Origin of the sequence: Bifidobacterium sp. MSK.17.10 (assembly GCF_019129655.1) — a bacterium.
Taxonomy (GTDB): Bacteria; Actinomycetota; Actinomycetes; order Actinomycetales; family Bifidobacteriaceae; genus Bifidobacterium; species Bifidobacterium adolescentis.
Window position 1 is genome coordinate 13,883 of the sequence record NZ_JAHOJD010000009.1, and the last position, 14,966, is coordinate 28,848.

The window sequence follows — 14,966 nt, forward strand, 5'->3', positions numbered from 1 at the left end:
TCCAACAAATCAACGGTAAGTTAGGCAGCTATGACAGACATTCGCTTCGCACTCGCCCAAATCGACACCTGCGTCGGAGACCTTGATTCCAACGCCGACAAGGTCATGCGGTACGCGCATCTCGCCGCTCAGCAGGGCGCGCAGGTCGTCGTGTTCCCGGAAATGACATTGACCGGATACCCCATCGAAGACCTCGCCCTGCGTGCCACCTTCCGCAAAGCCGCATGGGACAAAGCCAACTGGCTCGCCACCGAACTGGCATCCGACAGTCTCGGCGAACTATATGTGGTGGTCGGCACTGTAGGCACCGACCGTGAAACCTCCAAACCGCGCAACCGACTCGTCGTCCTGCACGACGGCGTTGTCTGGGCCGGCTACGACAAGCATTTCCTGCCCAATTACGGCGTGTTCGACGAATTCCGCATCTTCAGCCCCGGCAACAAATCCATGGTGCTCGACGTGAACGGCGCGCGCATCGGCGTGGCCATCTGCGAGGACATCTGGCAGGACGGCGGCCCTGTGGCCGAACTCGCCAAGGAGAACATCGACCTGCTGCTGACCATGAACGGTTCGCCATACGAGGAAGGCAAAACCGACACCCGTCTCGACCTCGCGGTGCGCCGCGCGGCCGAAGTGAACGCCCCGATGATCTACCTGAACCAAGTGGGCGGCCAGGACGACCTCGTCTTCGACGGCGGCAGCTTCGTTGTGGACACCGACGGCACCCTGCTTGAGTGCTCGCCGATGTTCATGGAGGATCTGAGCTTCTTCGACTTGGACACGTCCGCGGAGCATCAGAAGGTCGGTACGATCGCAGCCAAACCCGATCCGGACGAGGAAGTGTACACCGCCTGCGTGCTGGGTCTGAAGGATTACATGGCCAAGAACCATTTCAAGGGCGTGTGCCTGGGCCTGTCCGGCGGCATCGATTCCGCGCTCGTGGCTGCCATGGCGGCCGACGCGGTGGGCGGCGAGAACGTGTACGGCATCTCCATGCCGAGCATGTATTCGTCCGACGGATCCAAGGACGATGCAGCTGATCTGGCGCGCAATATCGGCGCGCATTATGACATCCAGCCCATCGAGCCGCTGTTCGTCTCCTTCCAAAACCAGCTGGAACTGGAAGGCGTCGCCGCCGAGAACCTGCAGGCGCGCATCCGCGGCGTCATCGTCATGGCCTACTCGAACTCCAAAGGACTGCTGGCCGTGGCCACTGGCAACAAGTCCGAACTGGCATGCGGCTATTCCACAATCTACGGCGATGCGGTCGGCGGCTATGCGCCAATCAAGGACCTGCTCAAGACCCGCGTGTGGGAGATCTCCCGCTGGCGCAACAAGGCTGCCGCCGCCGGCATGGGCATCGGCGGTCTGCATGTCGTCGGCAACGAGCAGGGGAGCGCGGGCACTCCGCTGCCGGATGGTGTGATGATCCCCGTCAACTCGATCGAGAAGGCGCCGTCCGCCGAATTGCGCCCAGGGCAGAAGGATTCCGATTCGCTGCCGGAATACGCGCTGCTCGATCAAGTATTGGCGATGTACATCGAGCATGCTCATGGCCGCGCCGACCTGCTGGCCGACGGCTTCGACGAGGCGACCGTCGACACGGTCATGCGATTGGTCGACCGCGCCGAATGGAAGCGTCGCCAGTATCCGCTGGGACCGAAGGTGACGGCGCTGGCGTTTGGGCGTGATCGCCGTCTGCCGGTCACCAATGCATTCCGCGAGTAGTCGGCGATCGCAAGTAGAACATCGAGAGCCGAAGGAAGCCGATATGGAAAAGCAGTGGTATTTCAACACCGTCACCGAGCAGCCGGAATTGGGCATGATTTCCCCGGCAAGCCACCGCATGGGGCCGTACAGAACCCGTGAGGACGCGCTCGACGCGTGGAAGATCGTGCAGGAACGCAATCTCAAATGGGAGGAACAGGACCGCGAATGGAAACGCTGGTCAGCGGACGGCTCGGCATCTTCCGAAAAGTGAATTCCATATGAAAACCACGCCCGATTGTGATTTATGTCACTAATTTCGGGCGTGGTTTTCAGGCTTTTCGCAGATGATTGCCGTTACAATCGTGAAGTAGCGACGGCGTAACGATGCGTCGCCAACCGACACCCAGTAAGGAGTGGAAATGGCAGCAGTTGATGCAACGGCGGTCTCCCAGGAGGAACTTGAGGCTAAGGCTTGGGAAGGCTTCACCGAGGGCAACTGGCAGAAGGACATTGATGTCCGCGACTTCATCCAGAAGAACTACACGCCGTATGAGGGCGACGAGTCCTTCCTGGCTGACGCCACCGACAAGACCAAGCACCTGTGGAAGTATCTGGACGACAACTATCTGTCCGTGGAGCGCAAGCAGCGCGTCTACGACGTGGACACCCACACCCCGGCGGGCATCGACGCCTTCCCGGCCGGCTACATCGATTCCCCGGAAGTCGACAATGTGATTGTCGGCCTGCAGACCGATGTGCCGTGCAAGCGCGCCATGATGCCGAACGGCGGCTGGCGTATGGTCGAGCAGGCCATCAAGGAAGCCGGCAAGGAGCCCGATCCGGAGATCAAGAAGATCTTCACCAAGTACCGCAAGACCCACAACGACGGCGTCTTCGGCGTCTACACCAAGCAGATTAAGGTAGCTCGCCACAACAAGATCCTCACCGGTCTGCCGGATGCCTACGGCCGCGGCCGCATCATCGGCGATTACCGTCGTGTGGCCCTGTACGGCGTGAACACGCTGATCAAGTTCAAGCAGCGCGACAAGGACTCCATCCCGTACCGCAACGACTTCACCGAGCCGGAGATCGAGCACTGGATCCGCTTCCGTGAGGAGCATGACGAGCAGATCAAGGCCCTGAAGCAGCTGATCAACCTCGGCAACGAGTACGGCCTCGACCTGTCCCGTCCGGCACAGACCGCACAGGAAGCCGTGCAGTGGACCTACATGGGCTACCTCGCCTCCGTCAAGAGCCAGGACGGCGCCGCCATGTCCTTCGGCCGTGTCTCCACCTTCTTCGACGTCTACTTCGAGCGCGACCTGAAGGCCGGCAAGATTACCGAGACCGACGCACAGGAGATCATCGATAACCTGGTCATGAAGCTGCGCATCGTGCGCTTCCTGCGTACCAAGGATTACGACGCGATCTTCTCCGGCGATCCGTACTGGGCGACTTGGTCCGACGCCGGCTTCGGCGACGACGGCCGTACCATGGTCACCAAGACCTCGTTCCGTCTGCTCAACACCCTGACCCTCGAGCACCTCGGACCTGGCCCGGAGCCGAACATCACCATCTTCTGGGATCCGAAGCTGCCGGAAGCCTACAAGCGCTTCTGCGCCCGAATCTCCATCGACACCTCGGCCATCCAGTACGAGTCCGATAAGGAAATCCGCTCTCACTGGGGCGACGACGCCGCCATCGCATGCTGCGTCTCCCCGATGCGCGTGGGCAAGCAGATGCAGTTCTTCGCCGCTCGTGTGAACTCCGCCAAGGCCCTGCTGTACGCCATCAACGGCGGACGTGACGAGATGACCGGCATGCAGGTCATCGACAAGGGCGTCATCGACCCGATCAAGCCGGAAGCCGATGGCACGCTGGATTACGAGAAGGTCAAGGCCAACTACGAGAAGGCCCTCGAATGGCTGTCCGAGACCTATGTGATGGCTCTGAACATCATCCATTACATGCATGATAAGTACGCTTACGAGTCCATCGAGATGGCTCTGCACGACAAGGAAGTGTACCGCACCCTCGGCTGCGGCATGTCCGGCCTGTCGATCGCGGCCGACTCCCTGTCCGCATGCAAGTACGCCAAGGTCTACCCGATCTACAACAAGGACGCCAAGACCACGCCGGGCCACGAGAACGAGTACGTCGAAGGCGCCGATGACGATCTGATCGTCGGCTACCGCACCGAAGGCGACTTCCCGCTGTACGGCAACGATGATGACCGTGCCGACGACATCGCCAAGTGGGTCGTCTCCACCGTCATGGGCCAGGTCAAGCGTCTGCCGGTGTACCGCGACGCCGTCCCGACCCAGTCCATCCTGACCATCACCTCCAACGTGGAATACGGCAAGGCCACCGGCGCCTTCCCGTCCGGCCACAAGAAGGGCACCCCGTACGCTCCGGGCGCCAACCCGGAGAACGGCATGGACTCCCACGGCATGCTGCCGTCCATGTTCTCCGTCGGCAAGATCGACTACAACGACGCTCTTGACGGCATCTCGCTGACCAACACCATCACCCCTGATGGTCTGGGCCGCGACGAGGAAGAGCGTATCGGCAACCTCGTTGGCATCCTGGACGCCGGCAATGGCCACGGCCTGTACCACGCCAACATCAACGTGCTGCGCAAGGAGCAGCTCGAGGATGCCGTCGAGCATCCGGAGAAGTACCCGCACCTGACCGTGCGCGTCTCCGGCTACGCGGTGAACTTCGTCAAGCTCACCAAGGAACAGCAGCTCGACGTGATCTCCCGTACGTTCCACCAGGGCGCTGTCGTCGACTGAACGGCACAATCAGCCAAATGAAAGCCGCCGCATGAAACGACGGTAATGCGAAGGGACGGAGCTCGTGGCTTCGTCCCTTTCGCTTTTCCCATATCGTTTTCCCATATGATTGGGATGGCAGATGAAAGGGGACATTGATGTCTGAACATATTTTCCGTTCCACGACCAGACACATGCTGAGGGATTCCAAGGACTACGTCAACCAGACGCTGATGGGAGGCCTGTCCGGATTCGAATCGCCAATCGGCTTGGACCGTCTCGACCGCATCAAGGCGTTGAAAAGCGGCGATATCGGTTTCGTGCACTCGTGGGACATCAACACTTCCGTGGATGGTCCTGGCACCAGAATGACCGTGTTCATGAGCGGATGCCCTCTGCGCTGCCAGTACTGCCAGAATCCGGATACTTGGAAGATGCGCGACGGCAAGCCCGTCTACTACGAAGCCATGGTCAAGAAAATCGAGCGGTATGCCGATTTATTCAAGGCCACCGGCGGCGGCATCACTTTCTCCGGCGGCGAATCCATGATGCAGCCGGCTTTCGTGTCCCGCGTGTTCCATGCCGCCAAGCAGATGGGAGTGCATACCTGCCTCGACACGTCCGGATTCCTCGGTGCGAGCTACACCGATGACATGGTGGATGACATCGACCTGTGCCTGCTTGACGTCAAATCCGGCGATGAGGAGACCTACCATAAGGTGACCGGCGGCATCCTGCAGCCGACCATCGACTTCGGACAGCGTCTGGCCAAGGCAGGCAAGAAGATCTGGGTGCGTTTCGTGCTCGTGCCGGGCCTCACATCCTCCGAAGAAAACGTCGAGAACGTGGCGAAGATCTGCGAGACCTTCGGCGACGCGTTGGAACATATCGACGTATTGCCCTTCCACCAGCTTGGCCGTCCGAAGTGGCACATGCTGAACATCCCATACCCATTGGAGGACCAGAAAGGCCCGTCCGCGGCAATGAAACAACGTGTGGTCGAGCAGTTCCAGTCGCACGGCTTCACCGTGTACTAAACGCCCGTCCTCTCAATGGCTTCCCCATATTCGCTGGATATGCGGAACGCCTCATATTGGTCCATGCCGCCGACTGAATCGATGGCATGGACCAATTTATTCATATGCTGAAAAATCTTCACATTCGACGCGTGGCAAAATGGTTCGAAATACTACGAAATGCCCTTCTCTGTCGTAGCCTTGAACTATGGCAGACATCTTTGATTTTCCACGAGATGCGCGCAACGTGGCGCGCGCCGATGGCAAGGGAGCGGATATGGGCGGCGAAGCCCCACAGACCATGCTTATGCGACCGCAGGGCGTTCCCGACCAAGTCTGGAACGCGGTGCTTTCCGTGGACTGTATGCGGCGTTTGAAAGGCATGACATACCGTGAGATTCCGGTGCCCAATTCCATGGCGAACTTCGGCATCGGCGTCGCGTTGGAATGCGATGAAACATACGCATCCGGCTGGATCATGATCCTGTACTCGCTCAAATTCCGAGAGGACTGGCACTCCCACTGGCGTTGCGTGGCTTTCGCATCCCTGCCACTGCCCGACAAGGAGGACGACTGCCTGACTCCGGGCATGTATTGGGACATGATGATGGAACGTCTCAATCCAAACGATTCCGAACATGTATCCGGCACCGTCACAGTCACCCAAAACACAGCATTCGGCCATGACCCCGATGTGCCCAGGGTGGGCTGCGAGATCCGGGTGTCTTGGACTCCACTAGACTATGCCGATGGAGGCCTTGACGCCGGCTCCCAAGTCGGACAGTGGGCGTCGTTCCTCCGGTCCATGACGCAATCCGAGGAGGAAAACCCCGTTGACTGACGAGCCGAAGCTGCTGGCGGAACCGCGCGAAGGCGTGCCCAACGTGATCGACACGTTGCCGGCATTCCGTGACTATTGCAGTGAGCTGGCTTCCTCACATGGCTCCCTTGCCGCGGACGCGGAACGCGCATCCGGCTTCCGGTATGGGCATGAGGACTGGTTGGTGCAGTTCAAACGCGACGGAGCCGGCATCGGCCTGCTCGATCCGCAGGCGCTCGCCGCGGCCGGGGCGGATTGGAACGATTTCAACCGTGCCGTCGGAGATGCGGTATGGATTCTGCATGATTCCCTGCAGGATCTTCCGGGATTCGACGAACTCGGCATGGAACCGCAACGGCTGTTCGACACGGAAATCGCCGCGCGTCTGCTGGGATTGAAACGATTCGGACTCGCCGCTGTCACCGAGCATTTTCTTGGACTGACCCTTGCCAAAGAACATTCTGCGGCTGACTGGTCGTATCGTCCGTTGCCCCGCGACTGGCGAAATTACGCGGCGTTGGACGTCGAACTGCTCATCGAGCTTGAAACGAAGATGCGCGCCGAACTCAAACGCCAAGGCAAGATGGAATGGGCTCAGGAAGAGTTCGATTACGCGCTCAAAGAAGGTCTGGGACCACGCAAGGAGCATCTGATTCCCTGGATGCATGTCTCGCACATCACTGAAGTCATGCGTGACCGGCAGGCGCTGGCCATCGTCCGCGCGCTATGGACCCGACGCGACGAACTCGCGCGCGAATACGACATCGCGCCGACCCTGCTATTGTCCGACAGCTCCATCATCGAAGTGGCGAAACGCAAACCACACAACGCTGCGCAATTCCGTTCGATTCGCTCCATCAACGAACGTGTGCGCATCCATACCGATTCCGAACAGGACAAGATGTTCGAACGGTACGCGCCGATTCAACGCAAAATCAAACCGAGCATGTGGAAGAACATCATCCAGGACGCGCTCGCCCTGCCGCCAAGCGAATGGCCGGACGTGGACGGCGGCGCCGCGCGGCGTCATGAATCGCAGTCAGCCTCGGCTCCCAAATCGATTCGCGTGTGGAAGGAACGGTATCCGGAACGTCTGCAAGTGCTCAACAGGGTGCGCAAGGCGGTCTCCCAGATAGCGGAGGACACGCGCACGCCTGTGGAAATCGTCATCAAACCGCAGTATTTGCGTAACCTGTGCTGGACGGACGAACCTCGTAAGCGTGACGTCGCGCGATTCCTCAGCGAACAGGGCGCACGCGACTGGCAGGTCTCCCTAGTTGCAGAGTCCGTAAGTCGCGCTATTATGTAGAGGTTGCCTAACGGCAGAAATATGAAGAACCGTATTTTTCAGGAGCGCAAGCGTGAAAATCAGCGTCAGGAATCTTGAGCCGACCAAGGTGAAGCTCACCGTCACCGTCGACCCGGAGGAGTTCAACCCGTATCTCGACGAGGCTCGCAAGGAAATCGCAAAGCAGGTCAACGTGCCTGGCTTCCGTAAGGGCCACGTGCCCGGCAAGATCATCGACCAGCGTATCGGCTTCGGTGCCGTCGCCGGCGAAGCTGTGAACAACGGCGTGCCGGAGCTGTATTCCAAGGCTCTTGAAACCAAGAAGATCCACCCGATGGCCCAGCCGGAGATCGACGTTCAGGACGTGCCGGAATCCGCCAAGGATGAGACCAAGCTGAAGTTCGTCGCCACCGTTGAGCGTCGCCCGGACATCGAACTGCCGGCTCTTGACGGCATGGAGATCGAGGTCGCCAAGGCCGAGGTCACCGATGAGGACATCAACAACCGTCTGGAAGCCCTGCGCCAGCGTTTCGGCACCCTCGTGAGCGTCGACCGTCCGGCCGCCAAGGGTGACTACGCCAACATCGACCTCAACGCCGAAATCGACGGCGAAACCGTCGACTCCCAGGAGGGCGTGAGCTACGAGCTCGGCTCCGCCACCATGCTCGACGGCCTGGATGAGGCCCTCGAAGGCCTGTCCGCCGGTGAGGAAACCAGCTTCGAAGGCACCCTCGAGGCCGGCAAGCACGAAGGCGAGAAGGCCCTGATTAAGGTCAAGGTCAACTCCGTCAAGGCCGAGGAACTGCCGGAACTCGATGACGACTTCGCTTCCGAAGCCTCCGAGTTCGACACCCTCGACGAGCTGAAGGAAGACCTGAAGAAGGTCGCCGCTCAGGACGCCGAAGGCCGTCAGGCCACCGCCGCTCGTGACGCGTTCATCGCCAAGCTCGAGGATGGCCTCGAGATTCCGGTGCCGAAGGGCGTCAAGGCCGAAATGGTCGAGCAGCAGCTCAAGAACGTGACCGCGGATCCGTCCAAGGCCACCAAGGAGCAGAAGGCCGAAGCCGAAGAAACCGTGGAGAAGGAACTGCGCGACCAGATGGTGCTCGACGTGCTCGCCGAGACCATGGACGTCAAGGTCTCCCAGGGTGAGGTCTTCAACTTCCTCGCCTCCATCGCCCAGCAGTACGGCATGGACCCGAACGCCTTCATCCAGGCCATCATCCGCAACGGCCAGATCGGTTCCGCCGTGCAGGAAGTCGGCCGCTCCAAGGGCCTGCTCTCCGGCATGCGCGCCGTGACCTTCAAGTCCGAGGGCGAGACCCTGGACCTGAGCGCCTTCCTCGGCGAAGCCGCTGAAGACGAAGAGTCCGAGAGCGTTGAAGCCGCTTCCGCAGCCGCCGCTGTGGCCGACGAGCTCGCCGCCGACAAGGACGCCGAGTGAATCGCTGCCGCCGATAGGCTAAAGCGCTGACAAACGCGTAAAGAAGGCTGGAATCCTTTGATGATTCCAGCCTTCTTCGTTTTTCTCTCAAATACTGGAGGTTCGACTCTCCTCAATGATGCAACCAATATTATGAATCAGGCGTCGGCGACATGTTCCGCCGACGATAGAGGGGAGAATCAAATGAAGGACGCTACGCGGGAGAACCCTGCGAAGACCACGCATACCGATTTGAAACGCAAGATGGAGGTACGCCACCTCCGCATGATTTCACTGGGAGGCGTGATAGGTACGGGACTGTTCCTCAGCTCCGGCTACACCATCAACCAGGCGGACCCATTGGGTACGGTCATCGCCTACGCTATCGGCGCGGTGATTGTGTATCTGGTCATGCTCAGCCTCGGCGAGCTTTCCGTCGCCATGCCGGAAACCGGCTCATTCCATGTGTATACGACCAAATTCATCGGTCCTGGAACAGGCTTCACCGTCGCGATCCTGTATTGGCTGACCTGAACGGTCGCATTGGGGTCCGAATTCACCGCTGCCGGACTTATCTGCGCAAATGGTTCCCCGGCACGCCGGTATGGATTTGGAGTGCCCTGTTCATCGTGGTGATCTTCACCTCGAACGTGCTTTCCGTGCGCTTCTTCGCGGAAACCGAATTCTGGTTCTCTTTCATCAAAGTGGCGGCCATCGTGCTGTTCATCCTCATAGGCGGTTGCGCGGTGTTCGGCGTGCTGCCGATTCAAGGGTATGACCATGCGCCGCTATTCGAGAACTTCGTGAAGGACGGATTGTTCCCCAACGGGTGGATGCCGGTGTTCACCACCATGCTGACGGTGAACTTCGCCTTCTCCGGCACCGAGCTGATCGGCGTAACGGCCGGCGAGACCAAAGATCCTGACAAAGCCATCCCGAAGGCGAGCCACACCACCCTGTTCCGTCTCGTCATCTTCTTCATCGGTTCCATCGTGGTCATGGCTTCGCTGATTCCTTGGCAGGACGCCGGTGTGGACGAAAGCCCCTTCGTGCTGGTGTTCAACTCCATTGGTCTGCCTTTCGCCGGCGACGTGATGAACTTCGTTGTGCTCACCGCGATTCTTTCGGCTGCGAACTCCGGGTTGTACGCCTCCACACGCATGCTGTGGTCCTTGGCGAACGAAGACATGATCCCACACAACATCGCCAAAACCAATAGCAGGGGAGTGCCGATGACCGCGCTTCGCCTGAGCATGATCGGCGGTCTGCTGGCATTGCTGTCCAGCGTCGTGGCCGCTTCCACGGTTTATCTGGTATTGGTGTCCGTGTCCGGTTTGGCCGTCGTGATCGTGTGGATGGCCATCGCAATCTGCCAGATTCGGTTCCGCAAGCAGTGGATCGCTTCCGGACATACCGTGGACGAACTCACCTACCGCACGCCAGGATATCCGATTGTTCCGTGGGCCGCCTTCATCACCAGCTTGCTGTCATGCGTGCTGATCGTGTTCGACCCATCTCGGCGAAGCGCCTTGTTGTGGATGGTCCCGTTCATCGCGGCTTGCTATGCCGTGTATTACGGCAAGGAATTCCTGCATAAGCGCACGGCACAGAAGGAGAAGGCATGATGGAAAACGGTTCGATTCGGCAATTATTGCATAACAGGCATGTTGCGATCGTAGATGGAGCCATGGCGACCGAATTGGAAAAACATGGCGTGGACACCAGCGGCGAACTGTGGTCGGCCGCGGCGTTGCTGCATCAGCGGCAAGCCATATACGACGTGCATATGAGCTATCTTGAAGCGGGCGCCGACTTCGCCACCACCAACACCTATCAGGCGAATCCCGAGGCATTCGCCAACATCGGACTGAGCGAAAGCGAATCACGGACGCTGATCGCGCAGGCAGTGCAAGAAGCCAAACGCGCGTGCGCGGATTGGTCGGCAGCGGCACCCCTCCCGTCGCACGCCGTTGGTGGCCGGAAGCGTCGGCCCGTATGGCGCGTTTCTGGCGGACGGCAGCGAATACACCGGCGACTACGCGTTGAGCGGGCAACAATACCAGGACTTCCATCGCGTTCGCATGCAGGTCATGGCCGAATCCGGCGTGGACCTGTTCGCATTCGAAACCATGCCGAACATTGGCGAAGTGAAGGCCTTGACCGGTCTCCTACGGGACGAATTCCCGAACATGACAGCATGGCTGTCGTTCAGCCTGTCCGAAAATGGCGATATGGCGGATGGCACGGACCTGGCCGAAGCCGTCTCCTACATCCAGAACGTGCCGCAAATCGAAGCCGTCGGCGTCAACTGCGTGCCGATGGACCGTGTGCTTCCAGCAATTCGGGCCATCCGACAGGTTACGGACAAGCCGATCATCGTGTATCCGAACAACGGTGACATCTACGATCCGAAAACCAAAACCTGGTCGCCTAATCCCACCGGTTCCGAACCGGCCTTCGCCCATCTGGTACCGCAATGGATCGACGCGGGAGCCCGACTCATTGGAGGATGCTGCCGAACGACTCCAGACGATATCCGAACCATAGCGCATGCCGCTTCGGCGAACGTCTGACGAGCAGCAGAGATAGCTAACCGGACCTTAACCGGACCTATATACTGGCAGGTGTGATGAATTCTCAAGGATATGCGGTAGTCGACTTCGAAACCACGGGTTTAAGTCCCGCAAAAGGCGACCGGGCCATCGAAATCGGCCTGGTGCATGTGGCTCCGGACGGTACGCTCGAAGACGAGCATGAGACGCTGATTCATGTCGATCGCAGTGTCGGCGCCTCATGGGTGCATCACATTACCGCACGCGAACTGCTGCATGCTCCCGATTTCGAAGGTATCGCGCATGAGCTGCGCGACCTGCTCGCCGGACGCGTGTTCGTGGCACACAACGTGTCGTTCGATTCACGGTTCCTACTTGCGGAATACTCGCGTATGGGAGCTTCCATTCCGGTCGATCAAAGCACCATGCTGTGCACGATGAAACTGTCGCGTTCCCTGATCGGACGGGGCAAGCTCGCCGACTGCTGCGAGTATTTCGGCATTGCCAACGAGGATGCGCATAGCGCGTTAAGCGACGCTCACGCCACCGCCATACTGCTCGGACGACTGTTGGAAGCCGACCCGAAATGGCCCGGCTTCCAACGTCGGCTGGACGCGGCCGGTGCCGCTGCGGAACAATGGCCCACATTCGCAACCCTGCCGAAGAAGGAATGGCTGCCGCGCGGCACGCATCTTGCGTAGTGACGACGGGCACTGAAACGCTGATTGGCGGCTATGAGAACAGGAATTTGATTTCGGCGAAGAACTCACGGACCATATTGTTGACCAGCATGTCCTTCGGGGAACTTGCCGCGATGCCCTGCGCCTGCTTCAGACCATTGGCATGTGCGATCTGCAAGGCACGGAACATGTGGAAATCATTGGTGACGATACCGACCGAAGCGTTCTCCTGCCGCATAAGCTTCTTGCTGTTGACGATGTTCTCCATAGTGGATTCCGACTTGGACTCCTGGATGATGCGGTTTTCCGCAATCCCATGCTTCTGCAGATAATCGGCCATGCCCTGCGCTTCGGCGAACGGCTCGTTATGGCCCTGACCGCCGGAAACGATGCAGATGGTATCCGGATTCTCCTCCAGATAATCGATGGTTCTGTCCAGCCGATAGCGCAACGCTTTGCTGGGGCCTGACTCGCGCACCTGCGCGCCCAGCACAATCACATAATCAAGATCCGGTTCGCCCTGAGCGTTCATATTGCCGATGATGCAACCCTCTATTGTGCAAAACGCGACAATGCCGATGGCCACCACAGCGATGATGGCGCCCCTGATGATCCGGGGAAGCGCCGCCCACCAGTGACATGCGATGCCAATCGCCAGCAATGCGAAAACAACGGCGAGAACCAGCCAGACCTTCCAAAATCCCGTGCCCGAATGCGTCCTCAACACGGCGAACGCGTAGGCCGCCGACAGCAACGCCAGCGTAACGCACACCACAATCGCCAGCCGTCGCAGCATCATCTTCATCGCAAGCCTCGTGTCGTCATCGTCCTACATCACTTCATACCGTGTATCAGCGTAATGAAATCGTTCCCGCAGAGTGCCGTACCGTGCCCGAATGCGAACGATTCTTTCGCATTTGCCCTGAGCGCATCTTCGATAGGGGCGAGGTATAGGATGGTTGCATGACTTGTGAAACACCTACCATCCGTCCGTTGCGTCGCACCGATTTTCCCGCTTTGGAAGAGCTGATACGGCTCGCATGGTACGACGATGGCAACGATTCACACAACACGCATGACGAGGTCGGACAGACGTCAGGCCCAGACAAGCATCGCGCCGAACTACGCAAGGCGACCCGTCTGCGCAACATGCATCGGCTTGCCGCAATCGACATGCAGGATTGCCTGGCCCGCACCACCAAAGCATATGTGGCCGAACTTAATGGGCAGGTGCTCGGCGTGATTCTCGGATCGCTGCGTTCGGATATCACCGGTCGGCAGCGGACACGCCATATGCTGCGCCGACATTGCCTCACGTTGCCGTTGCTGGCAAGCCACGAGGGACGTCACGGTCTGCTTGCGCAGCTGGCCATTCTGCAGGCCGACGAGGCGTTGAAACATGACGCGGGCAAGGAGTACGAGGCCGAAGTGGTGCTGTTCGTCGTTTCCCCGGCCGCACGAGGCATGGGAGTGGGGCGCAGACTGTTCAACCATATGCTTGGCGTATTCCATGACGCCGGCCTGCGCGAATACTTCCTGTTCACCGACAGCACATGCGATGTCGGCTTCTACGACCATCGCGGACTAATCCGCAAAGCCGAACGTGATGACCGGAACGATGGTTCCTCGCGGCCGAATCCGACAGACAGCTCGTCCAGCGGGTTGACGGTCGGCACGACAAGCCTGTTGGCGGATGACGAGCCCATGTCTTACTTCCTGTACGAAGGACGTTGCTGAAGTCATTCCCCACTGAAACAGTGCTTGCTCAAGCAAGAAGCCACGCATTTTGGACTGGATGCGCGGCTTCTTGGCTTTCCCACATGGCATCATGCATGCCAGCGAGCGACGAATTTCCTATGCGTTGAGGAGCGAAAACGGCCGGAACTCGGAGCATGGAACATTTTCGGCAACAATAGGCCGTATAATGGCGCGCGTCGTTCCTGCCCGGGCCGCGCAGGTCGAGGAACGGCCCACGGCGACCGCCGCGATCTCCAACTCACGGTGCGCGGCGTCAACCAAGGCAAGGATTCATCATGGCAGAGCCATCCTCTGAAACGATTACCCAAAAACCACGCATCCCGATGCTGAAGCATGCTCCGCAAACAACGGAGGAAACACGCAGATCCCTGAAATGGCGTGTCGTCGACATCGCCGTCGGAGCGGCCGTCGGCGTAATGTCCGGCGTGATGTTCTGGGTGTTCGATGGCATGTCCTATGGCTTGTTTCCTTTACTGACTCTGATACTTCCAGGCTCCGCGGCACTGCTGCACGCATTGTTCTATTTCCCCGCCACACTGGGCTTGCTGATCGTACGCAAACCGGGCGCGTCGGCCTACGTGCTGTTAGTCGCCTCGTTCGTGGAAGTGGTGCTCGGCACGAAATACAGTGTGAGTCTGGTAGTGATCGCGCTCGTGCAGGCGCTCGCCGCCGAAACGGTGTTCGCGGTGTTCCGCTACCGCCGTTGGACGCTTGGCGTCACATTGCTGTCATCCGTGGCGATCGGCATCGTCTACAACTTCTACCTGTTGTTCTTTTACTACCAGGCGTTTTCGTTCTTCAGCCCGCGCGGACTCATCGGCACGGCATGCGAGCTGCTGAGCGCGGCCGTATTCGCCGGGTTCGGCTCGTGGATCCTCTACCGAGCCTTGGCCAAGTCGGGAGTCCTCACCCGCTTTGTCTCCGGACGATGACGCATGCTCGGGG

The 14,966-nt window shown here is 59.4% G+C and carries 12 protein-coding genes and 2 pseudogenes; 13 read left to right on the plus strand and 1 reads right to left on the minus strand.

Annotated elements, in window-relative coordinates:
• Positions 1-30: 30 nt before the first annotated feature.
• The 11 genes and pseudogenes from KSX58_RS08330 (at position 31) to KSX58_RS08380 (ending at position 12,284) form a co-directional block, all read left to right on the plus strand.
• Positions 31-1,728 carry an NAD+ synthase gene (locus KSX58_RS08330; RefSeq protein WP_038444599.1) on the plus strand — a complete coding sequence of 566 codons (1,698 nt, stop codon included), beginning with the start codon at positions 31-33 and terminating at the stop codon, positions 1,726-1,728.
• A gap of 43 nt (positions 1,729-1,771) precedes the next feature.
• On the plus strand, positions 1,772-1,981 hold the full coding sequence (locus KSX58_RS08335; protein ID WP_003810421.1) for a hypothetical protein: 210 nt from the start codon (positions 1,772-1,774) through the stop codon (positions 1,979-1,981).
• Between the two features lie 148 nt (positions 1,982-2,129).
• Complete coding sequence (gene pflB / locus KSX58_RS08340) at positions 2,130-4,505, plus strand: formate C-acetyltransferase (RefSeq protein ID WP_033499672.1); 2,376 nt, start codon at positions 2,130-2,132, stop codon at positions 4,503-4,505.
• Between the two features lie 137 nt (positions 4,506-4,642).
• Positions 4,643-5,521, plus strand: a complete 879-nt coding sequence (gene pflA / locus KSX58_RS08345; protein WP_011743355.1) for a pyruvate formate-lyase-activating protein — start codon at positions 4,643-4,645, stop codon at positions 5,519-5,521.
• Between the two features lie 187 nt (positions 5,522-5,708).
• Complete coding sequence (locus KSX58_RS08350; RefSeq protein WP_003810416.1) at positions 5,709-6,341, plus strand: DUF3000 family protein; 633 nt, start codon at positions 5,709-5,711, stop codon at positions 6,339-6,341.
• Entirely contained in the window at positions 6,334-7,629 is a 1,296-nt protein-coding gene (locus KSX58_RS08355; RefSeq protein ID WP_039775331.1) for an HRDC domain-containing protein, read from the plus strand. The genes KSX58_RS08350 and KSX58_RS08355 overlap by 8 nt, the downstream gene beginning before the upstream one ends.
• Before the next feature lie 52 nt (positions 7,630-7,681).
• Complete coding sequence (gene tig, locus KSX58_RS08360; protein WP_038444595.1) at positions 7,682-9,052, plus strand: trigger factor; 1,371 nt, start codon at positions 7,682-7,684, stop codon at positions 9,050-9,052.
• Between the two features lie 222 nt (positions 9,053-9,274).
• A pseudogene (locus KSX58_RS08365) lies at positions 9,275-10,656 on the plus strand (amino acid permease); the annotation flags it as partial.
• A pseudogene (locus KSX58_RS10640) lies at positions 10,656-10,946 on the plus strand (homocysteine S-methyltransferase family protein); the annotation flags it as partial. The pseudogenes KSX58_RS08365 and KSX58_RS10640, both read left to right, overlap by 1 nt.
• Positions 10,947-10,965: 19 nt before the next feature.
• On the plus strand, positions 10,966-11,604 hold the full coding sequence (gene mmuM, locus KSX58_RS08375) for a homocysteine S-methyltransferase (protein WP_337927066.1): 639 nt from the start codon (positions 10,966-10,968) through the stop codon (positions 11,602-11,604).
• 56 nt (positions 11,605-11,660) lie between these two features.
• Complete coding sequence (locus tag KSX58_RS08380; protein WP_011743349.1) at positions 11,661-12,284, plus strand: 3'-5' exonuclease; 624 nt, start codon at positions 11,661-11,663, stop codon at positions 12,282-12,284.
• Positions 12,285-12,315: 31 nt separating this feature from the next.
• Here KSX58_RS08380 and KSX58_RS08385 read toward each other — a convergent pair whose 3' ends face one another.
• A complete protein-coding gene (locus tag KSX58_RS08385; protein ID WP_039775325.1) occupies positions 12,316-13,068 on the minus strand; it encodes a YdcF family protein in 753 nt (250 codons plus the stop codon).
• A gap of 158 nt (positions 13,069-13,226) precedes the next feature.
• Between KSX58_RS08385 and KSX58_RS08390 the strand changes: the two genes are divergently transcribed.
• Together KSX58_RS08390 and KSX58_RS08395 are read left to right on the plus strand one after the other, a co-directional pair.
• Positions 13,227-14,000, plus strand: a complete 774-nt coding sequence (locus KSX58_RS08390; RefSeq protein WP_011743347.1) for a GNAT family N-acetyltransferase — start codon at positions 13,227-13,229, stop codon at positions 13,998-14,000.
• A 296-nt stretch (positions 14,001-14,296) separates the two neighbouring features.
• Positions 14,297-14,953: an ECF transporter S component gene (locus tag KSX58_RS08395; RefSeq protein WP_237976476.1), complete on the plus strand. Its 657-nt coding sequence runs from the start codon at positions 14,297-14,299 to the stop codon at positions 14,951-14,953.
• Positions 14,954-14,966 lie beyond the last annotated feature (13 nt).